This window comes from Pseudomonas sp. S2_B07, assembly GCF_054668435.1.
In genome coordinates this window covers 4551673-4575630 of the sequence record NZ_CP162769.1, presented here as the reverse complement: position 1 = coordinate 4575630, position 23958 = coordinate 4551673, and the positions used below count along the sequence as shown (strand labels likewise).

At 58.7% G+C, this 23958-nt stretch carries 25 protein-coding genes and 1 pseudogene; 12 read left to right on the top strand and 14 right to left on the bottom strand.

The genetic code is table 11. The annotated features are described in order from the left end of the window. Positions 1-3: 3 nt before the first annotated feature. Both AB4N43_RS21030 and AB4N43_RS21025 read left to right on the top strand, forming a co-directional pair. Positions 4-708 (top strand): FadR/GntR family transcriptional regulator, encoded by a 705-nt coding sequence (locus tag AB4N43_RS21030; RefSeq protein WP_027924218.1) that lies wholly within the window; start codon positions 4-6, stop codon positions 706-708. A gap of 24 nt (positions 709-732) precedes the next feature. Further along, complete coding sequence (locus AB4N43_RS21025; protein WP_027924219.1) at positions 733-1422, top strand: GntR family transcriptional regulator; 690 nt, start codon at positions 733-735, stop codon at positions 1420-1422. A 96-nt stretch (positions 1423-1518) separates the two neighbouring features. On the opposite strand, the gene yjiA is transcribed toward AB4N43_RS21025, so the two are convergent. From yjiA to AB4N43_RS21010, 3 genes are all read right to left on the bottom strand, one after another. Next, a complete protein-coding gene (gene yjiA / locus AB4N43_RS21020; RefSeq protein ID WP_059182127.1) occupies positions 1519-2493 on the bottom strand; it encodes a GTPase in 975 nt (324 codons plus the stop codon). 163 nt (positions 2494-2656) lie between these two features. Further along, positions 2657-2854, bottom strand: coding sequence for a YbdD/YjiX family protein (locus AB4N43_RS21015; RefSeq protein ID WP_007895266.1), 198 nt, complete (start codon positions 2852-2854; stop codon positions 2657-2659). A 15-nt stretch (positions 2855-2869) separates the two neighbouring features. Next, the gene (locus tag AB4N43_RS21010) at positions 2870-4936 is read right to left on the bottom strand and encodes a carbon starvation CstA family protein (protein ID WP_027924221.1); all 2067 of its coding nucleotides are present in this window, start codon (positions 4934-4936) and stop codon (positions 2870-2872) included. Between the two features lie 160 nt (positions 4937-5096). On the opposite strand from AB4N43_RS21010, the gene AB4N43_RS21005 reads away from it, so the two are divergent. After that, positions 5097-5465, top strand: a complete 369-nt coding sequence (locus AB4N43_RS21005) for a PilZ domain-containing protein (RefSeq protein ID WP_194940756.1) — start codon at positions 5097-5099, stop codon at positions 5463-5465. 119 nt (positions 5466-5584) lie between these two features. Here the strand turns inward: AB4N43_RS21005 and radA are convergent, their stop codons facing one another. The 3 genes from radA to katB are packed head-to-tail and all read right to left on the bottom strand — an operon-like array spanning position 5585 to position 9141. Continuing rightward, on the bottom strand, positions 5585-6952 hold the full coding sequence (gene radA, locus AB4N43_RS21000; protein WP_008040321.1) for a DNA repair protein RadA: 1368 nt from the start codon (positions 6950-6952) through the stop codon (positions 5585-5587). Positions 6953-6997: 45 nt separating this feature from the next. Beyond that, complete coding sequence (locus AB4N43_RS20995; protein ID WP_027924223.1) at positions 6998-7540, bottom strand: ankyrin repeat domain-containing protein; 543 nt, start codon at positions 7538-7540, stop codon at positions 6998-7000. Positions 7541-7599: 59 nt separating this feature from the next. Beyond that, complete coding sequence (gene katB / locus AB4N43_RS20990) at positions 7600-9141, bottom strand: catalase KatB (protein WP_059182126.1); 1542 nt, start codon at positions 9139-9141, stop codon at positions 7600-7602. A 284-nt stretch (positions 9142-9425) separates the two neighbouring features. Between katB and mscL the strand changes: the two genes are divergently transcribed. Continuing rightward, on the top strand, positions 9426-9839 hold the full coding sequence (mscL, locus tag AB4N43_RS20985) for a large-conductance mechanosensitive channel protein MscL (protein WP_027924225.1): 414 nt from the start codon (positions 9426-9428) through the stop codon (positions 9837-9839). Positions 9840-9883: 44 nt separating this feature from the next. On the opposite strand, the gene AB4N43_RS20980 is transcribed toward mscL, so the two are convergent. Beyond that, positions 9884-10660, bottom strand: coding sequence for a ferredoxin--NADP reductase (locus AB4N43_RS20980; RefSeq protein WP_027924226.1), 777 nt, complete (start codon positions 10658-10660; stop codon positions 9884-9886). A 344-nt stretch (positions 10661-11004) separates the two neighbouring features. Between AB4N43_RS20980 and AB4N43_RS20975 the strand changes: the two genes are divergently transcribed. Then, complete coding sequence (locus AB4N43_RS20975; RefSeq protein ID WP_460151911.1) at positions 11005-11715, top strand: autoinducer binding domain-containing protein; 711 nt, start codon at positions 11005-11007, stop codon at positions 11713-11715. 177 nt (positions 11716-11892) lie between these two features. Next, positions 11893-13017, top strand: a complete 1125-nt coding sequence (locus tag AB4N43_RS20970) for a methyltransferase (RefSeq protein WP_460151910.1) — start codon at positions 11893-11895, stop codon at positions 13015-13017. Between the two features lie 71 nt (positions 13018-13088). On the opposite strand, the gene AB4N43_RS20965 is transcribed toward AB4N43_RS20970, so the two are convergent. The 3 genes from AB4N43_RS20965 to AB4N43_RS20955 form a co-directional block, all read right to left on the bottom strand. Beyond that, positions 13089-13256 (bottom strand): DUF2474 domain-containing protein, encoded by a 168-nt coding sequence (locus AB4N43_RS20965; protein ID WP_081743969.1) that lies wholly within the window; start codon positions 13254-13256, stop codon positions 13089-13091. A gap of 70 nt (positions 13257-13326) precedes the next feature. Beyond that, entirely contained in the window at positions 13327-14334 is a 1008-nt protein-coding gene (gene cydB, locus AB4N43_RS20960; RefSeq protein WP_059182124.1) for a cytochrome d ubiquinol oxidase subunit II, read from the bottom strand. Positions 14335-14337: 3 nt separating this feature from the next. After that, the gene (locus AB4N43_RS20955; protein ID WP_027924230.1) at positions 14338-15774 is read right to left on the bottom strand and encodes a cytochrome ubiquinol oxidase subunit I; all 1437 of its coding nucleotides are present in this window, start codon (positions 15772-15774) and stop codon (positions 14338-14340) included. 484 nt (positions 15775-16258) lie between these two features. Here AB4N43_RS20955 and AB4N43_RS20950 point away from each other — a divergent pair, with 484 nt between their 5' ends. The 3 genes and pseudogenes from AB4N43_RS20950 (at position 16259) to AB4N43_RS20940 (ending at position 18162) form a co-directional block, all read left to right on the top strand. Further along, a complete protein-coding gene (locus tag AB4N43_RS20950; RefSeq protein ID WP_059182123.1) occupies positions 16259-17497 on the top strand; it encodes an MFS transporter in 1239 nt (412 codons plus the stop codon). An 84-nt stretch (positions 17498-17581) separates the two neighbouring features. Next, positions 17582-17861, top strand: a pseudogene (locus AB4N43_RS20945) (type II toxin-antitoxin system RelE/ParE family toxin). Between the two features lie 13 nt (positions 17862-17874). Continuing rightward, a complete protein-coding gene (locus AB4N43_RS20940) occupies positions 17875-18162 on the top strand; it encodes a HigA family addiction module antitoxin (RefSeq protein ID WP_059182122.1) in 288 nt (95 codons plus the stop codon). A gap of 7 nt (positions 18163-18169) precedes the next feature. Here AB4N43_RS20940 and AB4N43_RS20935 read toward each other — a convergent pair whose 3' ends face one another. Beyond that, positions 18170-18721: a DJ-1 family glyoxalase III gene (locus tag AB4N43_RS20935; RefSeq protein ID WP_027924233.1), complete on the bottom strand. Its 552-nt coding sequence runs from the start codon at positions 18719-18721 to the stop codon at positions 18170-18172. Between the two features lie 67 nt (positions 18722-18788). Next, positions 18789-19247, bottom strand: coding sequence for a DUF4879 domain-containing protein (locus AB4N43_RS20930; RefSeq protein WP_027924234.1), 459 nt, complete (start codon positions 19245-19247; stop codon positions 18789-18791). 214 nt (positions 19248-19461) lie between these two features. Between AB4N43_RS20930 and AB4N43_RS20925 the strand changes: the two genes are divergently transcribed. Together AB4N43_RS20925 and trmA are read left to right on the top strand one after the other, a co-directional pair. Then, positions 19462-20757: an NCS2 family permease gene (locus AB4N43_RS20925; protein WP_027924235.1), complete on the top strand. Its 1296-nt coding sequence runs from the start codon at positions 19462-19464 to the stop codon at positions 20755-20757. Then, entirely contained in the window at positions 20754-21833 is a 1080-nt protein-coding gene (trmA, locus tag AB4N43_RS20920; RefSeq protein WP_460151909.1) for a tRNA (uridine(54)-C5)-methyltransferase TrmA, read from the top strand. Before AB4N43_RS20925 ends, trmA begins: the two co-directional genes overlap by 4 nt. 54 nt (positions 21834-21887) lie before the next feature. On the opposite strand, the gene AB4N43_RS20915 is transcribed toward trmA, so the two are convergent. Together AB4N43_RS20915 and AB4N43_RS20910 are read right to left on the bottom strand one after the other, a co-directional pair. Then, positions 21888-22334: a DUF2442 domain-containing protein gene (locus tag AB4N43_RS20915; protein WP_027924237.1), complete on the bottom strand. Its 447-nt coding sequence runs from the start codon at positions 22332-22334 to the stop codon at positions 21888-21890. Then, positions 22331-22759, bottom strand: coding sequence for a hypothetical protein (locus AB4N43_RS20910; protein ID WP_027924238.1), 429 nt, complete (start codon positions 22757-22759; stop codon positions 22331-22333). The genes AB4N43_RS20915 and AB4N43_RS20910 overlap by 4 nt, the downstream gene beginning before the upstream one ends. A 267-nt stretch (positions 22760-23026) precedes the next feature. Between AB4N43_RS20910 and AB4N43_RS20905 the strand changes: the two genes are divergently transcribed. Next, positions 23027-23938, top strand: a complete 912-nt coding sequence (locus AB4N43_RS20905; RefSeq protein WP_027924239.1) for a LysR family transcriptional regulator — start codon at positions 23027-23029, stop codon at positions 23936-23938. Positions 23939-23958: the final 20 nt, after the last annotated feature.

Sequence of the window (23958 nt, the reverse complement as noted above, 5' to 3'; positions counted from 1 at the left end):
ACCGTGATTACCACTTCAACGGTCGTCAATTCAGTCGTAGAAAAACTTCGGGCCGCACTGGCCCGTGGTCAGTGGCGCTCCGGCGAGATGTTGCCGGGCCAGCGTGAACTGGCCGAACAACTGGGCATCAGCCGTCCGAGCCTGCGCGAAGCCGTGATCGTGCTGGAAACCCTCGGCCTGGTGCGCTCGATGCCGGGCAAAGGCGTGGTGGTGCTCGACGCCCACCTCGGCGACAGCCAAAGCCACGACAGCGCAGTGGCCGGCGCGAGCCTGGAAGACGTGCTGCAGCTGCGCTACACCCTTGAGCCGTTCATCGTCGGTCTGGTGGCGCAGTCGATCAGCAGCAAGGAAGTCGGGCAACTGCGCCTGACCCTGATGGACATGCGCGAAGCGCTGGAAGCCAACGACGCCGAGGCCGGGGTCAACGCCTACATCGCCTTCCACGAAGAATTGTTCACGCTGACGTCCAATCCGATTTTCCAGAGCGTGGTGCAGCAGACCAGTAACGCACTCAAGCAAAGCGCGCAAGTGCTGCGCAACTCGCCGGAACACCTGGCCGAGCGCTTGGAAGAAAACGAAGCCGTGGTGCGCGCCATCCGTAGCAAGAACAGCGCCCAGGCCAGTGCCGAAATGCGTCGGCACATCCTTCGCGAAGGACGGCGAATGGGCATCGAATTGAACATACCGGAAGACAACCTCGGCAGTTAAAACCATTGGAACCGGAGACCGGCCATGAACAGCTTCGCTTCACCGCAGACGCTTGTTGCCCTGCCCTTTCCCAACCGGGAGGAGAATCTGTATTCACGGGTTTTCGATGCGATTCTCGAACAGCGCCTTGATGCGGGCAGTCGTTTTACCGAAGAAAGCCTGGCGCAGGTGTTCAACGCTCGACGCGGTGATATCCGGGGTGTACTGACGCGATTGGCTCATCAGCAGATCATCGTCCTTCGGGCAAATCATCGGCCCCGTGTCGCTGCGCTCAATGTCGAGCAGGTCCGGCAAACGCTGCATGCACGGCGGCTGGCCGAGATCACGCTGGTGCGGTTGGCCTGTCAGCACCCGTGCCCGCACGCGTTAAAACGCCTGGGAGCGTTGATCGACAGCGAGCGCGAAAGTACCCAGCGTGGTTCGGCGATTCGGTTGTCGGGGGAATTTCATTTACAACTGGCGAAAATGGCGGGGAATGCTCCTTTGGCGCATTTTCTGGACAGTCTGGTGCCGCTGACTGCGTTGGCCGTTGCGCAGTTTGATGGCTGGCTGGAGGGTTATTGCGATTGGCAGGTGCATCAGCGGGTTTTGACGGCGGTGGAGCGTGGCGATGAGGAGATGGCGGTCGCCTTGCTGAATCAGCATCTGGATCATTTGGGAGCGGTGTTGCTGAGCTCTGGGCCGACTCTCAGCCAGAATCGTGTTGCCGGGTAAATCGCCATCGCGAGCAGGCTCACGCCTACAATTGGAATGCATTCCCCTGTAGAAGTGAGCCTGCTCGCGAAGAGGCTCTTTCAGCCACCGAAAATATCAGGGCTGCGCCGCCACCCGCGCAAATCCCTCACGAATCTTCTCTTCCGGCAAATCATCGGCAATAAACACGATCACACTTTCCCGCGCCTCGCCCTCTGCCCATTCCGTGTCCCAGTCGAATCCGTACAACTTCAGGACACCCTGGAACACCATGCGTCGCGGCTCGCCAGCAATGTTCAACACGCCTTTGTAGCGCAGCAACTGCTTGCCGTGATCCTCCAGCAGCTCATTCATGAACTCGCTGAGTTTGTCGATATCCAGTGGCTTGTCGGTGCGCAGCACCAGGCTGGAGATGCGGTCGATGGACGGCGCTTTGCTCACCGGACGCAAACTCACGCCACCGCCGAGGTCGGCATTCAGGTTAAAACCACGCACGTCGAGCAATTCGGCCAGGTCGATCTGGCCGTGATCGACCACGCGGATCGGTGCACGCCGGTTGATGCGGGTCAGACGCTCACTCAATGCGGTGAACGTCGGCTCGTCCACCAGATCGCGTTTGCTCACCAGCAAGCGGTCGGCGAAACCGATTTGCGCCTGGGCGATGGTTTGGGTCAGGTGAGTCTCGGCGTGCGCCGCGTCCACCAGGGTGATGATGCCGTCGAGGATGTAGCGCTCGCGCAGCTCTTCATCGATGAAGAAGGTTTGCGCCACCGGCGCCGGATCGGCCAGCCCGGTGCATTCGATCACCAGACGGTCGAAGGCGATGTCGCCGCTGTCCAGGCGTTCGAGCAACAGGTACAGCGCTTTGGTGAGGTCGGTGTGGATGGTGCAGCAGACACAGCCGTTGGACAGCGTCATGACTTGTACCGGCTCGTCGCCCAACAGCTGGGTGTCGATACCGGCATCACTGAATTCGTTTTCGATCACGGCGATTTTCAGCCCGTGCTCGGCTTTGAGCAGGTGGCGCAACAGCGTGGTCTTGCCAGCGCCGAGGAAGCCGCTGAGGATTGTTACCGGGATGGGAGAGGACAAACTGGATCTCCTGACTCACAAAATTAAAGTATCAACACAAAACAACTGTGGGAGCGAGCTTGCTCGCGATAGCGGCTTAACATTCAACATCACTGTTGATTGAAATTCCGCCATCGCGAGCAAGCTCGCTCCCACAGGTATTGCTGTTAAGCCGACAACCGGATCAACAGCACTTCGGCCCACCCTTGCCACCGTAACGAGCTTCCTGGCGTTCGCGGAAGAACATCTCGTAGCTCATCACCGGTTTGTCCGGGTGTTTGGTTTGCATATGCTCGACGTAGTTGTCGTAGTCGGGCATGCCGACCATCAGGCGCGCGGCCTGACCGAGGTATTTACCGAGGCGACTCAGGTCATTGAACATGCTTGCAATCCTCGATTACGCGTCCGGCAGGGCCTGGAATGGCGCTTCTTTATCCGTACGCTCTTTGGTACCCCAGGCGGCAATGCCGACCTTGAGTGCGTAGAACAGGATACTGAAGACCACGAACAGGAACAGCGCTGTCAGCGTTGCGTTGGTGTAGGCATTGAAGATCACGTGCTGCATCTGCGTGATGTCCTTGGCCGGGGCAAGGAGCTGACCATTGGCCAGCGCATCGCTGTATTTCTTCGCCAGCGACAGGAAGCCGATGGCCGGATTAGCGTCGAACAGCTTGATGAAACCCGCCGTCACGGTGCAGATCAGCAGCCAGACGGCCGGCAGCATGGTCACCCAGATATAGCGTTGGCGTTTCATTTTGATCAGCACAACGGTTGCCAGCATCAGCGCGATACCAGCCAGCATCTGGTTGGAGATACCGAACAGCGGCCACAAGGTGTTGATCCCGCCCAACGGGTCGATCACGCCTTGGTAGAGCAACCAGCCCCACATCGCCACACAACCGCCGGTGGCGATCAGGTTGGCGGTCCAGGACTCGGTACGGCGCAAGGCCGGCACGAAGGAGCCGAGCAAATCCTGGAGCATGAAGCGACCGGCACGGGTACCGGCATCGACCGCCGTCAGGATGAACAGCGCTTCGAACAGGATCGCGAAGTGGTACCAGAACGCCATGGTGTTTTCACCCGGCAGGACACTGTGCAGGATCTGCGCGATCCCCACCGCCAGGGTCGGTGCGCCACCGGCACGGGCCAGGATAGTGGTTTCACCAATGTCATGGGCCACCGCTTGCAGGGCTTCCGGGGTAATCGCAAAGCCCCAGCTGCTGACGGTTTGCGCGACCGCTACGATGTCACCACCAACTACGGCAGCCGGGCTGTTCATCGCGAAGTACACGCCCGGCTCGATCACCGAGGCGGCAACCATGGCCATGATGGCCACGAAGGATTCCATCAACATCGCGCCGTAACCGATGTAACGGGAATTGACTTCGTTATCCAGCAGCTTCGGCGTGGTGCCGGAAGAGATCAGCGCGTGGAAACCCGAGACCGCGCCACAGGCGATGGTGATGAACAGGAACGGGAACAGACCACCCTTCCACACCGGACCGGTGCCGTCGATGAACTGGGTCAGCGCGGGCATTTTCAGCTCGGGCATGGTCACTAGAATGCCGATCGCCAAGGCCACGATGGTGCCGATTTTCAGGAACGTCGACAGGTAGTCACGGGGTGCCAGGATCAGCCACACCGGCAGTACCGCCGCGACAAAACCGTAGCCGACCAGCATCCAGGTGATCTGGATCCCGGTGAAACTGAACGCCTTGGCCCAGACCGGATCAGCGGCAATCTGCCCACCGAGCCAGATCGAACCGAGCAGCAACGCCACGCCGACCACGGAGATTTCGCCAATGCGACCCGGACGGATGTAGCGCATGTAGATGCCCATGAACATCGCAATCGGGATGGTCGCCATCACCGTGAAAATGCCCCACGGGCTTTCGGCCAGGGCTTTCACCACGATCAGCGCCAGCACCGCGAGGATGATGATCATGATCAGAAAGCAGCCAAACAGCGCGATAGTGCCGGGGATACGGCCCATTTCTTCGCGGACCATGTCGCCCAGGGACCGGCCATTGCGGCGGGTCGACATGAACAACACCATGAAGTCCTGAACCGCACCGGCCAGCACCACGCCGGCAATCAGCCACAATGTGCCGGGCAGATACCCCATCTGCGCCGCCAACACCGGCCCGACCAGCGGCCCCGCGCCAGCAATGGCCGCGAAGTGGTGACCGAAGAGGATGTGCTTGTTGGTCGGAACGTAGTCCAGACCGTCATTATTGAGTACGGCGGGGGTGGCCCGTCGCGGGTCGAGTTGCATCACATTGGTGGCGATGAACAGACTGTAGTAGCGATACGCAACCAGATAAATGGCCACGGCAGCGACTACAATCCACAGGGCGTTGATCGCCTCACCTCGGCGCAATGCCACCACACCAAGGGCGCACGCACCGACGATTGCCAGCAGCAGCCAGGGTAAATGGCGTAGCAGGCTATTATTATTTTTCATTTTATGATTCCAGCCAGAGTGGACAAGAAAGACAGCCACCCCGAGTTTAGCTCCCCTGACGGCAAAGGCCATACCCCGACATTGGTCTAGACGCCTGCCCGCGCTGGCAGGCTTTAACAATGCAGGTCTATAGTCAGCGTACCTTTCCGAGGATTGCGCCATGAGCGAACACGCAGCCGACCGCCGTCGCTTCAAACGTATCGCGTTCGACGCCCAAACCGAACTGGGCCAGGACGAATACATCTGGCAGGTGAAGTTGATTGATCTGTCGCTCAAGGGGCTGTTGGTCGAGAAGCCCGAGCCATGGCTGGGCAATCGGGAGCATCACTTTTGCGTTGATGTTCATCTGACGCCTGAAGTCGCGATCAAGATGGATGTACTACTGACCCACGATGACCATGGCCAGCTCGGCTTCGTCTGCAAACACATCAGCCTGGAATCGATTGAACGCCTACGGCGGTTGATCGAATTGAATCTAGGGGATCCGCAAGAGCTGGAACGCGAGCTGGGCGCCCTGATCGAAGTTTGAACCCACGACAAATCCACTAATGTAGGAGCCGGGCTTGCCCGCGATAGCGACTTCACTGTCAACATCATCGTTGAATGACAAGTCGCTATCGCGGGCAAGCCCGGCTCCTACATCTATGGTTACTCGAACAGTGCGTCGAGGGCCTGCTCCAGACGGGTAACGGCAATAATCTGCAAACCCGGCGGCGCCTCTTTCGGCGCATTGCCCTTGGGCACGATGGCGCGCTTGAAGCCGTGCTTGGCGGCTTCTTTCAGGCGTTCCTGACCGCTTGGCACCGGGCGCACTTCGCCGGACAGGCCGACTTCGCCAAACACCAGCAGATCATGTGGCAATGGCCGGTTGCGCAAACTGGACATGACCGCCGCCATCAAGGCCAGATCAGACGCGGTCTCCAACACCTTCACACCACCGACCACGTTGAGAAACACGTCCTGATCGTGGGTCGGAATGCCGCCATGACGGTGCAGAACCGCCAGCAACATCGCCAGGCGATTCTGATCCAGCCCCAGCGTGACCCGGCGCGGGTTGGCCAAATGGCTGTCATCCACCAGGGCCTGGACTTCCACCAGCATGGGCCGCGTCCCTTCCCACGTCGCCATGACCACACTGCCAGGGACTTCCTCCTGAGCGCGTGTGAGAAAAATCGCCGACGGGTTAGAGACTTCTTTCAGACCCTTGTCCGTCATGCCGAACACACCCAATTCGTTGACCGCGCCGAAACGGTTTTTGACCGCTCGCAGCAAACGCAAACGCCCATCGGATTCGCCTTCGAAATACAGCACGGTATCAACCATGTGCTCCAGCACACGGGGACCGGCCAGGGCGCCTTCCTTGGTTACGTGACCAACGAGGAAAATCGCGGTGCCACTCTGCTTGGCATACCGCACCAGCAAGGCCGCACTCTCGCGAACCTGGGAGACGCCACCCGGGGCCGATTGCAGTTGTTCGGTGAAGATCGTCTGGATCGAGTCGATCACCATGACCTTGGGTTTTTCCACCCGGGCCGTGGCGATGATGGTTTCGATGCAGGTTTCGGTCATCACTCGCAGTTGGTCCTGCGGCAAGCCCAGCCGGCGGGCACGCATGGCCACTTGTTGCTGCGATTCTTCGCCGGTGACGTACAGCGCCGGCATGCTCTTGGCGAGGTTGCACAAGGTTTGCAACAGGATGGTCGATTTACCGATGCCCGGGTCACCGCCGATCAGCACCACCGAACCGTCGACCAAGCCCCCACCCAACACTCGATCGAGTTCACTGGAGGCTGTGGAAAAGCGCGGGATTTCCTCGACACTGACTTCGGCCAGGGTCTTGATCTGGGCCTGTTGGCCAGTCCAGCCGGTGCGACCGCTCGGGGCGGCGGCACCACCGCTTTCCACCATGGTTTCGGTCAGCGTGTTCCAGGCCCCGCACTCGCCGCACTGGCCGGCCCACTTGGGGAAGGTTGAGCCACACTCGGTGCAGCCGTACATGCGCTTGGCCTTGGCCATCTGAACTCCCGGCAAAAACCACGATGATAGCTCAGCTGACGCCGATCAGCGCGGCGCGGCGATACGGATTTCGCCGCTGGCCAGACGCGTGGCACTGTTGCCCAATGGATCTTCGGCCTCCAGGTCCGCACCTTTGGCCTTGAGTGCGTCGAGCAGTTCGGCACGCTTGAACAATCCGGCGTACATCGCAGCCGTTTGCCCCGCGCCGTTGCGTTGGTCGGGGCTGCAATTGGCCAATAGTAAAGTCCGGGCAATCTGTACTTCCCCTTTGAAAATCGCCCCCATCAATGCCGTGTTGCCTCGCTGGTCCTGAGCACAGGCATCCGCGCCGGCGGCGAGCAAACGCTCTACTGCGGCGGTCTGGCCGTGATAGGCCGCCAGGATCAGCGCGGTGTAGCCCTTGCTGTCGCGGGTATCGAGTGAGTAGCCAGCCTCAATGAACGTGTCGAGCATGGGCACATCGCCACGGCGGGCGGCGTCGAAGTAGTAATCCTGCAGTTGAGCAGACAGCGCCGCAGAGTCGTCGGGTGTGGTGGAAAAGGCACTGGTCGAGAGCAACGCCAGCCACACAAACAGATAAATACGCATCGCAAACTCCTTGGCCCGACGGGACCTCATCGGAGGTCCCGCATTTCAGGCAAACGCCGTCAGTCGACCAGGTTGGCCGCCAGCGCCTTGACCCGGCTCAAGTCACCCTTGGCCACCTTGGTCACGCCGGTCCCGTATTCCGGGTCGGCTTTGTACAGGAACGACAGAATGATGTGCTTGCTCTCGTCATCGGTTGTCGCGAGCGAACCGCCAAAACTCTCGATAAGGTCGTTCCGCTCCTTTTTACTGAAGGAGCGATACAGATCACCGGCCTGCTTGAAGTTTTGCTCGCGCGGGATCTTCGCCTGCTGGGTGCTGCCCGTCAGCGCCGATGGGCTGTAACGCGCGGTTTGCGGCTCGTCGCGGGGCATCAAACGGCTTGGCTGATAGTTCACGCCTGTGGTGCTGTGACCGATGTTCATCGCACCGTCCTGATTGCCGTTATTCACGGCAACTTTTGGCGCATTGATCGGCAACTGAAGTGCATTGGCACCCAGGCGATAGAGTTGAGTATCGGCATAGGAGAACACTCGCCCTTGCAATAAGCGATCTTCCGAAGGTTCGATACCGGGAACCAGATTGGCCGGAGCCATCGCCACTTGTTCGGTTTCCTGGAAGACATTCGAAGGATTACGATCCAGGATCATTTGTCCAACTTTTCGTTCAGGAACTCCAGGCCAGATCTTCGTCGCATCCAATGGATCGAAATCAAACTTGTACAAATCTTGAGAGCTCACAACCTGAACGTACAAGTCCCATTTCGGAAAGTCACCCTTGTTAATATGAGCAACCAAATCATTGGTCATATGACTGTAATCTTTTCCTTGAACTTTCGACACCAACTCAGGATCGAGATTATTAATCCCCTGCAAACTCTTCCAGTGAAACTTCACGTAATGCACATCGCCTTTGGCATTAACTAACTTGTACGCATGCACACCGTTTCCATCCATCTCCCGATAACTGGCCGGTGTACCCGAGTTGGAATACAACTCGGTCAGGGTGCGAGTGGCTTCAGGGACATGGGAGAAGAAATCAAATCGCCGCGAATCATCGTCGAGGTTGGTGCGTGGGTCGGGTTTGAACGCGTGGACCATGTCTGGAAACTTGATCGCATCACGGATGAAGAAAGTCGGGAAATTGTTTCCCACCAGGTCCCAGTTGCCGTCGGCGGTGTAGAACTTGGTAGCGAAACCACGAGGGTCGCGCAGGGTTTCCGGCGAATGGTTGCCATGAACGACGGCGGAGAATCGCACGAACACCGGTGTGCTCTGACCGCCAGCAAACACTTTCGCCTTGGTCAGGTCGCTCAGGTCATTGGTCACGGTGAAGGTGCCGTGGGCGCCAGTGCCACGAGCATGCACCACACGTTCAGGAATGCGTTCACGGTCAAAGCGCTGCAGCTTCTGGATCAGTTGCACGTCCTGCAACAACACCGGGCCTGTGGCACCTGCCGTTTGTGAGTTCTGGTTATCGCCCACGGCAGCGCCATTATCACGGGTCAAGTTGGCAGCATGGACGGAGAAGGACAGCAGGCTGGCGGTTAAAACGCCAAGCGTACGCCAATGGGGAAAAGCCCCAAGGCCAAGTGTAGAAGTCATATCAGGTTCCTCTGTTTTCAAGGCGCACTCCCAGTGCGCTGAACCGAGGCTAGAGGCCGAACCGGCAAAACTTAAATAGAAAAAACGCAACGTGATGATTCAGATATTTATGTCGCTAATCAGTCAGTTAGCGCGTATTTCGCGCGCGATTGCTGGCACTTTGCAAACTAATTGCCGGCAGACAGGTCGATAGTCACGAGCATTGTAATGAGGTGTTTCGAGCAAGAGCCGTTTTGCTGAATTACACTGCGTTCACCAACCTCATCTGTAACAAGGAATAACCTATGGGCGTGATAAGTGAGTTCAAGGCCTTCGCGGTCAAAGGTAATGTGATCGACATGGCCGTCGGTATCATCATCGGCGCCGCCTTCGGCAAGATCGTGACGTCGTTTGTCGGCGACGTGGTCATGCCGCCCATTGGCTTGCTGATCGGCGGTGTGGACTTCAGTGATCTGGCCATTACGCTCAAGGCTGCCGAAGGCAATGCCCCGGCCGTGGTGCTGGCCTACGGCAAATTCATCCAGAGCATGATTGACTTCATCATCGTCGCGTTCGCGATTTTCATGGGGATCAAAGCGATCAACCAACTGAAGCGCGAAGAGGCCGCGGCCCCGACGCTGCCGCCGGTTCCGACCAAGGAAGAAGAGTTGTTGAGCGAGATCCGCGATCTGCTCAAGGCCCAGAACGATCGGCCTTGAAGGCGGGTTGCAAACAGAAACGGCGCCCTTGAGGCGCCGTTTTTTTACCAGAAGTTTTCCACCGCCACCTGGCCTGGGCGTCGGCTGAGGCTCAGGTGCATGTCCCGCTGCTTGAGCAGCTTGCGCGTGTCATCGATCATCTGCGGATTACCGCAGAGCATGACCCGCGAATGCTCGGGCGTCAGCGCCACGCCTGCTGCCCGCTCCAGCTCGCCATTTTCAATCAGCGTGGTGATTCGTCCGTTCAGGGCGCCTGGGTGTTGTTCGCGAGTGACGGTGGCGATGAACTGCAATTTGTGAGCGTTTTCGGCCAGATAATCGCGCTGTCCCAACTCGGCGATCAACGCCTGATACGCCAATTCCCGGGCCTCACGCACGCTGTAGACGAGGATAATGCGTTCGTATTTCTCCCACACTTCGAAGTCCTGCAGGATCGACAGGAACGGGGCAATGCCGGTGCCTGTGGATAACAACCAGAGGTCACGTCCATCGACAAAGCGGTCCGGGGTCAAATAACCAAAGGCCTGGCGGTCCACCAGCAACGTATCACCCACCTTCAGTCGACTCAGCTCGCTGGTGAACTCACCGCCTGGCACCACGATGGAGAAGAACTCGAGAAATTCGTCATGGGGTGACGACACCATTGAATAGGCTCGCCAGACCGTAGTGCCATCGGCCTTGGTGACACCTAGCCGGGCGAACTGCCCGGCCCTGAAGCGAAAGCCCGGATCTCTCGTGGCTCGCAGCGTAAACAGGTTTGGGGTCAACGGCTGGACGTCGAGCAAGGTTTGGCGAGTGTATTTTTCGGCACTGGCGGTCATGGGACGCTCCATTGAACTGATATCACCAGTGTCGCGCAAAGCAGGCGATGTAAACACCGACGATTTGTAGTGTCTTTGGTATTAGATCCATCGTTAGTTGTACAGCTGCTTTTATATTGTCGATGACATGACTAAAACTTGTACAAAAAACAATGCATAGAATGATATACGCCCCGCGAAAAGAGTTTCATGAGCCTGAGCAGCTAAGAACCAGATATGCACTTTCGATAATGTTAAAGAGCAAAAAAATTGCAGCACATTTGTAGGATTACTCCTACACTCTGGGCGTGTTGGATCCTGGATCCAATTTGCACCCCCCAAGATAGCCGCATGGAGTTGCTGCAATGAAGATGTGGAAGGAGTCACAGCTAAAACAGATACTTGAAGCCAAGGAAGTTAAGCCCGCCTATGAGACTTCGCTCATACTGGCTCAGGATCTTGGCTTCAATTTCTGTGCTTTTTCAATTACATCCCCCGCAGTTTTGCTTAATCAAGACACGGTAAGTTTTAACAATTACCCCGTCGATTGGAACACGGCATATGAACATGACCAATTAGGTGACACAGACCCAATACTGGCTCATTGCAATCATTCAGAGTTGCCAATTCTTTGGGAGGATGAGCTCTTCTCAAAGGTCCCTCAGCTGAGGCAGGCGCAAAAACAACAAGGCTTGCAGTATGGTTGGTCACAATCGATTCATGACGACAGCGGTCTGCGCAGCATGTTTAGCCTGGCCAGAAGCAACAGCCCGATCACTGCCGATGAATGGTATGCACATCTGGCCTACGCCATTTTAATCAACCGCCATTTGCATGGGCTCGTGGCAAAAAAGCTGGATCACCGCCTGGCGATTGCATGCACACCCCGGTTGTCGACGCGTGAAATCGAAATCATGAAATTGTCGGCCGACGGCAAGACGGCCTATGAATGTTCCAAAATCCTGAGCATCAGTGAACGCACCATCAATTATCATGTGCAAAGCTGCATCCATAAATTTGGGGTGAACAACAAGATTGCAGCCGTGATAAAGGCTGTGAGGGTCGGCGCTATCTGAATCCAATCAGTACGAAGAAAACCCACGGGTAATCCAACCGAAAAAAACGTACCATTTGCGGCCCCCTGAGTGATGTCGTATATAACTTCACGACGCCGTGCACTCGGCCGGTCCCGCCTGCTACAACGCCTCCGGCCGTGGGACACCACACCCGTTGACTACCCAGAGCCCCGCCTCATGCCCCTGCTCGAAACACCCTTCGCCCAACTCGACCTGATCCGTCAGCCAGAACAGCAGAACGAACCGCTGCAAGCGTTCGATGCCGCCGACGAATACCTGCTCAACCACCTGGCCGAACAACAGCCCTCGGCCGAAACTCGGGTACTGGTGTTGAACGACAGTTTTGGTGCATTGGCCGCCAGCCTCGCGGGCAAGGTCCGGGTGATCAGCAGTGGTGATTCGTTCCTCGCCTTTCAGGGACTGGAAAAAAATCTGATCCGTAACGGCCAGGCGTTTGACGCCGTACCGAGCGTGCCCGCCAGCGACGTGTTCAGCGGCCCGTTTGACCGGGTATTGATCCGGGTGCCGAAAACCCTGGCGTTGCTGGAAGAACAACTGATTCGCCTGCAAGGCCAACTGGCGCCAGGCGCGCAGGTGATTGCCGCGGCGATGATCAAGCACCTGCCACGTGCTGCCGGTGATCTGCTAGAACGCTACGTCGGCCCGGTACAGGCCTCCCTGGCAGTGAAAAAGGCCCGGCTATTGATCGCCACACCTGAAGCAAAAGACCCGGTCGTGTCCCCCTACCCTTCGCGTTATCAGCTTGATGAGCCGGCCATTGAACTGCTGAACCACGCCAATGTGTTCTGCCGCGAAGGGCTGGACATCGGCACCCGGGCCTTTCTGCCGCACCTGCCAAAAAACCTCGGCACCGCGCGAGTCGCCGATCTCGGTTGCGGTAACGGCGTGTTGGCCATTGCCAGTGCGCTGCAAAACCCCGAGGCGCAGTACACGCTGGTGGACGAGTCGTTCATGGCGGTTCAATCGTCTGCCGAAAACTGGCGCGCGGCGCTGGGCGACAGAGCGGTCATTGTGCGGGCCGGCGACGGGCTGGCCGGGCAGGAAGCTCAATCCCTGGACGTGGTGTTGTGCAATCCGCCGTTCCATCAACAACAGGTCGTCGGCGACTTTCTCGCCTGGCGCATGTTCCAGCAGGCCCGCGAGGCGCTAGTGGTGGGTGGCGCGCTGTATATCGTCGGCAATCGTCACCTGGGTTACCACAGCAAGCTCGCACGGCTGTTCCGCGGCGTCGAACAAGTGGCTGCCACGCCAAAATTCGTGATTCTCAAAGCCCGCAAATAAACCGGGGCAAAAAAAACCCTCCGCGCAGGAGGGTTGTGAATCCGTGCCTCCAAGGCGACGGGATGGGATCTTCAGTGTGTAGTCAGGCCTGCCGCATTCATGAACATGCGCATCAGACTGGCCACGATAAACAGGGCGCCGACGCTACCGACCCAGATCAGGACCAGCCATCCAAGCCGCTGCAACAGCGGTTTTTTTTCGGCTTCTTCAATGTCGTGCAGGGAATGTTTACCGGTCATTACAACAATCCTCAGGTAGATCGATGGCGCCAGTGAGGGCGCCATCGCGAGCACGCTCGCTCCTACAGTGTCAGTGATAACCGTCTTCGTGGGTGACCTTGCCGCGGAACACGTAGTAGCTCCAGAAGGTGTAGCCCAGGATGAACGGGATGATGAACAGCGTGCCCACCAGCATGAAGCCCTGACTTTGCGGCGGTGCGGCGGCGTCCCAGATCGAGATCGACGGTGGCACGATGTTCGGCCACAGGCTGATGCCCAGACCGCTATAGCCGAGGAAGATCAGCACCAGCGTCAGCAGGAACGGCGTGTAGTGCGCATTGCGGGCGACGGCGCGGATCAAGCCATACATGGTCACCAGCACCAGAATCGGCACCGGCATGAACCAGAACAGATTGGGCAGCGTGAACCAGCGGGCGGCGATTTCAGCGTGGGCCAAGGGTGTCCAGATGCTGACAATACCGATCACCGCCAACACCACGAAGGCCAGCGGCCGTGCCAGGTTGTGCATTTGCTCCTGCAGCTTGCCCTCGGTCTTCATGATCAACCACGTGCAACCAAGCAGTGCATACGCCACCACCAGTGCCACGCCGCAGAACAGAGTGAACGGTGTCAGCCAGTCCAGCGAACCACCGGCAAACTGGCGATTGACCACCGGCAATCCATCAATGAAGGCGCCCAACGCCACCCCCTGAAAGAAGGTCGCGGTGATGGAGCCGCCGATGAAAGCCTTGTCCCAGAGGTGGCGCTTGTGGTCCTTGGCCTTGAAGCGAAACTCAAAAGCCACGCCCCGGAAGATCAGCCCGATCAGCATCAGGATCAGCGGCAGGTACAACGCCGAAAGCACCACCGAATAGGCCAGCGGGAAGGCACCAAACAACGCGGCGCCGCCCAGTACCAGCCAGGTTTCGTTACCGTCCCAGACCGGGGCGACCGTGTTCATCATCACATCACGGTCGGTCTTGCCCGGGATGAACGGGAAGAGAATCCCGATCCCCAGGTCGAAGCCGTCCATGACCACGTACATCATGATGCCGAAGATGATAATCACGGCCCAGATCAGCGGAAGATCAATACCCATGACTCAAATCTCCTTGGTCAGGCTGTGGTCACTGTCGGCGTCATCATCGTCAGCGGCGGACAGCGGACGGGCCGGTGTGCGTTTCTTGCCAGGCCCACCTTCGCTGGTTTCCTTGCCTTCGTCGATCTTCGGCCCTTTGCGCACCAGGCGCATCATGTAGCCCAGGCCGGCACCGAACAGCGCGAAATACACCACCACAAACAGAATCAACGTGATGCTCATCTGCATGAAACTATGGTTGGAAGAAGCATCCGCCGTGCGCATCAGTCCGTAGACCACCCACGGCTGACGGCCGATTTCAGTGGTAAACCAACCCGCGAGGATCGCGATCAGGCCCGACGGCCCCATCCACAACGCCAGGTAAAGGAACGGTCGCGAGGTATAGAGCTTGTCGCGCTTGCGCAGCCACAGGCTCCACAACCCGGTGAATATCATCAGGAAACCCAGGCCGACCATGATCCGGAACGACCAGAACACGATGGTCGAATTGGGCCGGTCTTCAGGCGGGAATTCCTTGAGCGCAGGGACTTGTTTGTCCAGCGAGTGGGTGAGGATCAGGCTGCCCAGATACGGAATCTCGACGGCAAATCGGGTTTTCTCGGCTTTCATGTCCGGCCAGCCGAACAGGATCAACGGGGTCGGTTCGTCGCCGATGTTTTCCCAATGACCTTCGATCGCGGCAATTTTCGCCGGCTGATGCTTGAGCGTGTTGAGGCCGTGGAAGTCACCGATGACCGCCTGAATCGGCGCAACGATCAAGGCCATCCACATGGCCATCGACAACATGGTGCGGATCGCCGGGTTGTCCTTGCCGCGCAGCAAGTGCCAGGCCGCCGAAGAGCCGACGAAGAAGGCGGTGGCAACGAACGCCGCCGTCGCCATGTGCATCAGGCGGTACGGGAACGAAGGGTTGAAGATCACCGCCAGCCAGTCGGTGGGGATCACCTGACCGTTAACGATTTCGAAACCCTGCGGCGTCTGCATCCAGCTGTTCGAGGCGAGGATCCAGAAGGTCGAGATCAGCGTGCCAATAGCCACCATGACCGTGGCAAAGAAGTGCAGCTTGCGCCCGACCTTGTTCCAGCCAAACAGCATGACCCCAAGGAAACCGGCTTCGAGGAAGAACGCCGTCAACACCTCGTAGGTCAGCAACGGCCCGGTAACCGATCCGGCAAAGTCCGAAAAACGGCTCCAGTTGGTGCCGAACTGATACGCCATCACCAGCCCGGAGACCACCCCCATGCCGAAATTGACGGCAAAGATCTTCGACCAGAAGTGATACAGGTCGCGGTAGGTGTCGTTATGGGTTTTCAGCCACAGACCTTCGAGTACCGCCAGGTAACTCGCCAGGCCAATGGTGATGGCCGGGAACAGGATGTGAAACGAGATGGTAAACGCGAACTGCATTCGGGCGAGATCAAGTGCCTCTAAACCGAACATAAGTCTTCCTCTGTCAGTTAATACGGCTGCTGGCTGGAAGCCTGCACCCAACGGCCCCCACGGGTATGGAGTGCGGCGAATTCGAATTCGTTCTTTTTATTGAAAGCCTCACAACGCAGGGAAGTCTGGCCTGATGGCCGCCGGATCAATTCCTGGTGGGGTTTTGATCTGGATCAATCAACGTTGAAAGAGTAGTCCCATTTCCGGGGATGAACCGCGTGGTCTTTTGCCGCGTGACAAGTTGCCTCATGGCTATCGTTACAGGCAGATACATTTCCCCTGCGGGAGCGAGCTTGCTCGCGAAGCGCGTGTGCCAGGCAGCTCGGTATCGAGGGATAGGCCGCCATCGCGAGCAGCCTGCTCCCACAGAGGAATCAGGTGTTTTTACGATCGATGTCTAGCTAAGTATATTTTCTGTGGCTGCAACTTCTGGTTACAGGTTGGTGATAACCTCGCCCTTCCCCTCTCCCAGATTTCCCCGCAGATGCCCAGCCAAGAGCCCTTGCTGTTACGTCATCACCGCCCCTTCATCGCGTTCTGGCTGGCTCGGGTGTTTACCGCCAGCGGTTTTCAGATGCTCACCGTGGCCATTGGCTGGAACCTGTACCAGTTAACCGGCAACGTGCTCGATCTGGGCCTGGTGGGGTTGGTGGAATTTGCCCCGCGCGTGCTGTTCATGCTGCACACGGGGCACGTCGCGGACCGCTATGACCGGCGCAAAGTCGCGGCGATCTGCCAGTCGCTGCAAGCGTTGATCGCCCTGTCGCTGGCCATCGGCAGCGCCACCGATCATGTCACCCGGGAAATGATCTTTATCCTCGCGTTCTTGCTCGGTGCTGCGCGCTCCTTCGAAATGCCCACCACTCAAGCCCTGTTGCCGAGCATCGTGCCCAGCGCGCTGTTTCCCCGTGCGGTGGCCGCCGCGCAATCCGCGCAGCAGTCAGCCACTATCGTCGCCCCGGCGCTCGGCGGTTTGCTCTACGCCTTCGGCAGCGTCTGGGTGTATGGCCCGACCGTAATCCTCTACATCATTGCCTGCGGGTTGATGCTCAACTTGCCGGCCCGGCAAACGCCGTTGAACAAGGGCAAGGCGACGCTGGATTCGCTGCTGGCGGGTATCCGCTTCATTCGCAGTCGCCCGGACATTCTCGGGGCAATTTCTCTGGACCTGTTTGCGGTCTTGCTCGGCGGCGCGACGGCGCTGCTGCCGGTGTTTGCCAAGGACATCCTGCTGACCGGCCCGTGGGGGCTTGGCCTGCTGCGGTCTGCGCCGGCCGTCGGCGCGCTGTTGATGTCGCTATTCCTGGCGCGGTTTGCGGTTGAGCGCAACGTCGGACGGGTGATGTTCACCGCCGTCGGTGTGTTCGGCGTCGCCACCATCGCCTTCGGCCTGTCGACCTCGTTCTGGTTCTCGCTTGCAGTGCTGGTGGTGCTGGGCGCAGCCGACATGATCAGCATGGTGATCCGCGCCTCGTTCGTGCAGCTGGAAACCCCGGACGAAATGCGCGGCCGGGTCAGCGCCGTGAACGGCCTGTTCATCGGTGCATCGAATCAGTTGGGCGAATTCGAATCCGGGCTGACCGCCCACTGGTTCGGTACCGTGCCGGCGGTGGTCATGGGCGGGATCGGCACGCTGGTGGTAACCGGGGCCTGGGTGAAACTGTTCCCGACCTTGGCCAATCGCGACCGCATGCATGTGCCGCTGGAGGAAGTGAAGGTCTGAAGCAGGTGCCTGGCACAAATTTGCCGACCAGTTGCACTAACTAGATACCGCAACAGGTGTAATGTATCGCCTTACACTTGCCCCATGATCAAATCCTTTCGGCACAAGGGCCTTCGTGGCCTCTATGAAACAGGTTCGACTCGAGGGATTCGTGTAGACCATGCAAAGCGTCTGTCTCGGATACTTCAGTTCATGGACCGCGCAACGCTACCCGGCGATCTAGACCTTCCGGGATGGCGACTGCATCCACTCAGAGGAGAGTTGGCCGAATTCTGGTCGCTGAGTTGTTTCAGGGAACTGGCGAGTTGTTTTTCGGTTTATCGGTTCAGATATCGAACTGGTCGATTATCTGGACTACCACTGACAGGAGGCAGGCAATGCCCATGCACAACCCGCCACACCCTGGCGAAACACTCTTGATGGATGTGTTACCCGAACTCGGCATCAGCGTCACGGAACTCGCCCGCCATCTGGGTTTTGCACGACCGCACCTTTCTCGGGTTCTGCATGGCCACGCCCCCATCAGTCCGGATCTGGCCGTGCGTCTGGAGCGGGCGGGGATTGGCAAGGCTCGCATGTGGCTAGGGGTTCAGACTGATTACGATCTCTGGCAAGCAGAACAGCGCGAACAGCCGGCGATCAAGCCCATCGCCATCCACGCCTGACATATCCTCACGCCAGCATCTCCCCCGCCACCGCCATGCGCGTGGCCTTGCCGCAGAGTTGTTCCACCAGCGTCAGGGCAAATGCCAAAGCGGCCCCGGAACCCTGGGCGGTCACGCAGTTGCCGTCGACCACCACCGGTTGGTCGATGAAGTTGCAACCTGACAACTGATGACTGGCGGAGGGCAGGCAGGTCATGCGTCGCTGACGCAATACGCCGAAGTGCTGCAGCGCGACCGCCGGGGCTTCAGCGATGCCGGCGAACAGGCGCCCGGCGGCGGCCTGATCCTTGATCAGTTGTTGCAGGGGTTGATGGGCCGCCAGGTGTTGCGCGCCCACGGCGCCGCCCGGAAGGGCGATCAGGTCGAACGGCTGGGCCAGCAAGTCCACCAGCATGGCATCGGCCGTCAGCCGGGTTCCACGGGCGCAGGTGAGCATGCGCCGCCCCTCGATGCTGGCCACCACCACTTCAACGTTGGCGCGGCGCAACACATCGATCAGGGTCACTGTTTGCAGGTCGTCGATGCCCTCGGCGAGGGTAATCAAAGCTCTAAAGGTCATGGGGACAGTCCACAGGGTGATCTTTAAAGCGTAGTCAGCTTTCCTGACGCTTGTTCGAGTGCAGCCGTTACTTGATGTAAAGCTGGGTCGACATCTTATCGCTCGGCGCATTAATCGAGGTGTTGCTGAACGTGAAGGTCCCGTCCTGCTTGCCCGCAAGATTGAAGATATACAGATAACCGACCGTTTTTGCCCCGGGTGTGCAATCAGTCAGGTTGCCGGTCTGAAAGGCACATACCGGCGACCGGGTGCCGTCCACTTCAAAACCATCCAGCGCGACATGTGGACTATTACTGCCGTAACCGATTTCCAGCACATAGACCTTGATGCTCGGACCACTATGATCGCAACGCGTCTCGGTCTGCCCTTCGGCAATGTTTTCAAAGCCACAGACCGGCGATTCAACCTTAACCACTTTCAACTGGCTCAATCGCGGCGCCATCGCAGCCGAGGCGTTTTGTGCCCCCAGCAACAAGGCCATCACGACGCCAATGACGGCAATCACACGCGTTTTCATGCAATACATAACGACCCCCAAAACCAGCGCGCAGTATGGCTCACTTCGCTTGACGGCAAAACATCGACGACGATCGCAGCCATCAGCAGCCATAACCCCACGCGGCTGGTATGATGCGCGGCTTTTTCCGGCCCACAGTAATTTCCCAGGCGCGTTCAGTGGTCTGTGCTTTGCTGTTGAGGTCGATACATTCACGGCGCCGGGCGCGCCACGGGGAGCAGACATGCTGGAAAGGCTGTTTCAACTCAAGGCACACAACACCAACGTGCGGACCGAGATTCTGGCGGGCGTCACGACTTTCTTGGCCATGGCCTACATTCTGTTCGTCAACCCGAGCATTCTCGGCGAAACCGGCATGGACAAGGGCGCGGTGTTCGTCGCCACCTGTCTGGCCGCGGCGATTGGTTCCACGATCATGGGCCTGATCGCCAACTACCCGATCGCGCTGGCGCCGGGCATGGGCTTGAACGCCTTCTTCACCTATACCGTGGTCCTGCACATGGGCCACACCTGGCAAGTGGCGCTGGGTGCGGTGTTTATCTCGGCGGTGTGCTTCTTCATGCTGTCGATCTTCCGTATCCGTGAATGGATCATCAACAGCATCCCGCTGCCGCTGCGCTCGGCGATTGCCGCCGGTATCGGCCTGTTCCTGGCGCTGATTGCCCTGCACAACGCCGGCATCGTGGTCAGCAACCCGGCGACCATGGTCGGCCTCGGTGATCTGAAACAACCAGCCCCGATCCTCGCGACCCTGGGTTTTGCCCTGATCGTTGCCCTCGAAGCCCTGGCCGTACGCGGCGCCGTGCTGATCGGCATTCTGGCGGTGACCATCATTTCGATCTTGATGGGCTTCACCCCTTTCGGCGGCGTGATGTCGATGCCACCGTCGCTGGCCCCAACCTTCATGCAACTGGACATCAAAGGCGCACTGGACATCGGTCTGGTCAGCGTGATTTTCGCTTTCCTGTTTGTCGATCTGTTCGACAACTCCGGCACTCTGATCGGCGTCGCCAAACGCGCCGGCCTGATGGACAAGAACGGCCACATGCCGAAAATGGGTCGCGCCCTGATCGCCGACAGCACCGCGGCCATGGCCGGTTCGCTGCTGGGCACCTCGACCACCACCAGCTACATCGAGTCCGCAGCCGGCGTGAGTGCGGGCGGCCGCACCGGCCTGACCGCCGTCGTGGTGGCGATCCTGTTCCTGCTGGCACTGTTTTTCTCGCCATTGGCGTCCAGCGTCCCGGCCTTCGCCACGGCACCGGCACTGCTGTTCGTCGCCGTACTGATGACCTCCGGCCTGGCCGAAATAGACTGGGACGACATCACCGTTGCCGCACCGGTGGTGATCACCGCGCTGGCCATGCCGTTCACTTATTCGATCGCTAATGGCATCGCCTTCGGTTTCATTTCCTGGACCGCCATCAAGCTGATGTCCGGTCGTGGCCGTGAGCTGAACCCGGCGCTGGTGATCCTGTCGATTCTGTTCGTGATCAAGTTGGGTTGGTTCAACGCATGACTTTTGATACCCAGGCCTACGCCGTTCAGCTCGAAGAAAAGGTCACGCGCCTGCGTGACCTCCTGGCCCCGTTCGATGCGCCAGAACCTGCGGTGTACGACTCTCCGCTGCAAAACTTCCGCCTGCGCGCTGAATTCCGCCTGTGGCGTGAAGGTGGTGAGCGGCACTACGCGATGTTTTCCCAGGAAGACAAACGTACGCCGATCCTGATCGAAGAGTTTCCGATCGCCAGCCTGCGCATCAACGAACTGATGCCGAAGCTCAAAGCCGCCTGGAAAGCCAGTGCGGCCCTGAGCCACAAGTTGTTCCAGGTGGAGTTCCTGACCACCCTGTCCGGCGATGCGATGATCACCCTGTGCTATCACCGCCCGCTGGACGAGCACTGGCATGCGGCGGCCACGAAACTGGCCACGGACCTGAACGTGAGCATCATCGGTCGCTCAAAAGGCAAACGCGAAGTGATCGGTCACGATTACGTGGTTGAGCAGCTCGAAGTCGGCGGCCGTACTTTCAGCTATCGCCAGCCGGAAGGCGCATTCACCCAGCCCAACGGCACCGTGAACCGGAAGATGCTCAACTGGGCTTACGACGCGTTGGGTGATCGCCCGGACGACTTGCTCGAACTGTACTGCGGCAACGGCAACTTCACCCTGCCGCTCGCGACCCGCGTACGCAAAGTGCTGGCCACCGAAATCAGCAAGACCTCGGTCAATGCAGCGCTGAGCAACCTCAGCGAAAACGCGGTGGATAACGTCACCCTGGTGCGACTCTCCGCCGAAGAGCTGACCGAAGCGCTGAACGAAGTCCGCCCGTTCCGCCGCCTGCATGGTATCGACCTCAAGAGCTACGAGTTCGGTAGCGTGTTCGTCGACCCGCCCCGCGCCGGCATGGACCCGGACACCTGCGAGCTGACCCGACGTTTCGACAACATCCTCTACATTTCCTGCAACCCGGAAACACTGGCGGCGAACATCGCCCAGTTGCACGACACGCATCGCATCACTCAGTGCGCGATGTTTGACCAGTTCCCGTGGACCCATCACATGGAATCCGGGGTGTTGTTGACCCGTCGTTGAGAGCTGTTGCCGATACAAATGAGCCGTCATGACGACGGCTTTTTTGTAGGCGAATCAAAGTGCCGCATCTACCTTGCGCGGTCGCCCGCCCTTTTTGCCATTGGCCCGCGCAGCCTCGGCCTTGGCGACGCTGCTCTGGCGCCCATTGCGTGAGGCGATGACTGAAGACGCCATGTCCATCAATGGCTTGCTCGCTGAAATCAGGCCGGCGATGGACACCTGCAAATCACTGCCTTCATGGCAGAGCGCGGTTCCCGCAAAGCCAACCCTCAAGTCGGCGAAATCCTCATCGTCAAAGCCATCAAACTCCGGGTAGTTCTTCGCCGGCAGGAGCACGCCACTACCGTCCTCAAAACTGATGACCAGGCAATGTCCGGTCCAGCTCACGGCTCTCGCATTCAAACCGCTGCGACGGCTCAACTCGCCTCGCTCAATGGCCTGTTCCAATGTTTCTTCGGTGACGGGGCGATCCGCCTGAATGCTCGCCTGTATGGTTTTCATAATTCGATTTCCACTCCCTCGGCAGCCCCCGTCAGGGATAACAGCGTCTTGTTAACTTCGGGCTCGTAACTGGCCGAGCCAATCAGGTAAGTCGTGCTGGCGAGTCGTTTCATCACGACCACTTCATTGCTCTCCCAATCCCACAACTGATTATCGAGGCAGGCGGTACACAATTTTCGCCACCAGAGGCCACGCGCTCGCTGTAAATGCGCCGGTTGCCGCAGCGCCTGGCGCAATCCTTCCAGCACTGCTGAAGGGGGGCGCTGCGGATGAGGAACGACGTCCCAAAGCTCCACGCCGTTGTGCCAGAAACTGAATTTGAAGCGTGCGCTCCATGTCTGTGCATCGACATGGACATGCGGCGGGCAATGTTGATCGCGCAACATGATGACCAATGAAAAGTCCTTAAAGCGACATACGTTCATGCAACCCATCCGTTAGGTTATAGAGTGCAAAGATTCTCCATTCCTTGAAGAACCCGGCAATTGGCGATTGATCCGTTTGACGATCGACTCGGTTTTGAGCCTAGCCCTTGAACGTTTTTTGACTCGCCTATGACGGCGGCAAAATAGTAAGCAATCCTTTCACTGCTCTCACAAAAAAAAGCCGCCTACGCCGGTCAAGCACTGCCACGGCGATTTCATCTACAGTGACGCCATTCAGTCCTCATTTGATCCCCGGTGTAATCAATCATGCAGCGTGTCTTCGATGATCTTCAGTTGGGCAGCATCGAGCTGTTTTGCCTCGCCGCCGAGGCCGGCAGCTTTACGGCCGCCGCACTGGTGGCGGGCGTGACACCAGCCGCGGTCAGCCGCTCGGTATCGCGCATGGAAGAGCGTCTGGGCGTGCGGCTGTTTGCGCGTACCACCCGCAGTGTGAAGTTGACCGACAGCGGTCGTCGTTACTACGAAGAATGTCGTCAGGCTCTGGCGCAGCTGGTCGAGGCTCAGCGCGAGGTCATGGGCCAGCAGCAGCAACCGTCTGGCACCTTGCGCATCAGCATTCCCACGACTTATGCGCACCACCGGATCTTGCCGTTGCTGCCAGCCTTTCGGGCGCGTTTTCCCGACGTGAAGGTCGAGTCGCACATCAGCAATCGCAATATTGATTTCGTCGGCGAAGGTTACGACATGGCGATTCGCGTACGGGCCATTCCGGACTCCGGCCTGATCGCCCGGCATCTGGAGGACGCCGCGCTTGTGATGATTGCCAGTCCCGATTACCTCAAGCGTGCAGGTGTCCCCCAAACACTCGAAGACTTGGCGCAGCACGAATGCATCCAATACGAACTGCCCAGCAGCGGTCGGCGGATCGCCTGGCTGTTCAATGACAACGGCACACCTCGGGAGATTCTGGCCGAGGGCAGTCTCAGTTGCTCTGACGATGTGCTGGGTGGCGTGACCCTGGCCAAACACGGGGCGGGGTTGTTTCAGACGTACCGGTTTATCGTCGAAAACGAACTGGCCGATGGCTCGCTGGTGGAAGTATTGAAGCCTTACAGCGGCCGCTCGCGACCGTTCACGTTGCTGTATCCGCAAAGCCGTCATGTGCCCCTGAGGTTGCGCGCCTTTATCGATTTCCTGGTGGAGCATCTGCCGCGATAAACAGCGAAATCGTCCGATCA

What these genes read in the sequence shown, in the direction of transcription:
- AB4N43_RS21025 (WP_027924219.1), top strand. Translation starts at nt 733, where the DNA reads ATGAACAGCTTCGCTTCACCGCAGACGCTTGTTGCCCTGCCCTTTCCC.
- AB4N43_RS21015 (WP_007895266.1), bottom strand. Translation starts at nt 2,854, where the DNA reads ATGTTCAATGACCTGAGTCGCCTCGGTAAATACCTCGGTCAGGCCGCG.
- AB4N43_RS21010 (WP_027924221.1), bottom strand. Translation starts at nt 4,936, where the DNA reads ATGAAAAATAATAATAGCCTGCTACGCCATTTACCCTGGCTGCTGCTG.
- AB4N43_RS21005 (WP_194940756.1), top strand. Translation starts at nt 5,097, where the DNA reads ATGAGCGAACACGCAGCCGACCGCCGTCGCTTCAAACGTATCGCGTTC.
- radA (WP_008040321.1), bottom strand. Translation starts at nt 6,952, where the DNA reads ATGGCCAAGGCCAAGCGCATGTACGGCTGCACCGAGTGTGGCTCAACC.
- AB4N43_RS20995 (WP_027924223.1), bottom strand. Translation starts at nt 7,540, where the DNA reads ATGCGTATTTATCTGTTTGTGTGGCTGGCGTTGCTCTCGACCAGTGCC.
- katB (WP_059182126.1), bottom strand. Translation starts at nt 9,141, where the DNA reads ATGACTTCTACACTTGGCCTTGGGGCTTTTCCCCATTGGCGTACGCTT.
- mscL (WP_027924225.1), top strand. Translation starts at nt 9,426, where the DNA reads ATGGGCGTGATAAGTGAGTTCAAGGCCTTCGCGGTCAAAGGTAATGTG.
- AB4N43_RS20980 (WP_027924226.1), bottom strand. Translation starts at nt 10,660, where the DNA reads ATGACCGCCAGTGCCGAAAAATACACTCGCCAAACCTTGCTCGACGTC.
- AB4N43_RS20975 (WP_460151911.1), top strand. Translation starts at nt 11,005, where the DNA reads ATGAAGATGTGGAAGGAGTCACAGCTAAAACAGATACTTGAAGCCAAG.
- AB4N43_RS20970 (WP_460151910.1), top strand. Translation starts at nt 11,893, where the DNA reads ATGCCCCTGCTCGAAACACCCTTCGCCCAACTCGACCTGATCCGTCAG.
- AB4N43_RS20965 (WP_081743969.1), bottom strand. Translation starts at nt 13,256, where the DNA reads ATGACCGGTAAACATTCCCTGCACGACATTGAAGAAGCCGAAAAAAAA.
- cydB (WP_059182124.1), bottom strand. Translation starts at nt 14,334, where the DNA reads ATGGGTATTGATCTTCCGCTGATCTGGGCCGTGATTATCATCTTCGGC.
- AB4N43_RS20955 (WP_027924230.1), bottom strand. Translation starts at nt 15,774, where the DNA reads ATGTTCGGTTTAGAGGCACTTGATCTCGCCCGAATGCAGTTCGCGTTT.
- AB4N43_RS20950 (WP_059182123.1), top strand. Translation starts at nt 16,259, where the DNA reads ATGCCCAGCCAAGAGCCCTTGCTGTTACGTCATCACCGCCCCTTCATC.
- AB4N43_RS20940 (WP_059182122.1), top strand. Translation starts at nt 17,875, where the DNA reads ATGCCCATGCACAACCCGCCACACCCTGGCGAAACACTCTTGATGGAT.
- AB4N43_RS20935 (WP_027924233.1), bottom strand. Translation starts at nt 18,721, where the DNA reads ATGACCTTTAGAGCTTTGATTACCCTCGCCGAGGGCATCGACGACCTG.
- AB4N43_RS20930 (WP_027924234.1), bottom strand. Translation starts at nt 19,247, where the DNA reads ATGTATTGCATGAAAACGCGTGTGATTGCCGTCATTGGCGTCGTGATG.
- AB4N43_RS20925 (WP_027924235.1), top strand. Translation starts at nt 19,462, where the DNA reads ATGCTGGAAAGGCTGTTTCAACTCAAGGCACACAACACCAACGTGCGG.
- trmA (WP_460151909.1), top strand. Translation starts at nt 20,754, where the DNA reads ATGACTTTTGATACCCAGGCCTACGCCGTTCAGCTCGAAGAAAAGGTC.
- AB4N43_RS20915 (WP_027924237.1), bottom strand. Translation starts at nt 22,334, where the DNA reads ATGAAAACCATACAGGCGAGCATTCAGGCGGATCGCCCCGTCACCGAA.
- AB4N43_RS20910 (WP_027924238.1), bottom strand. Translation starts at nt 22,759, where the DNA reads ATGAACGTATGTCGCTTTAAGGACTTTTCATTGGTCATCATGTTGCGC.
- AB4N43_RS20905 (WP_027924239.1), top strand. Translation starts at nt 23,027, where the DNA reads ATGCAGCGTGTCTTCGATGATCTTCAGTTGGGCAGCATCGAGCTGTTT.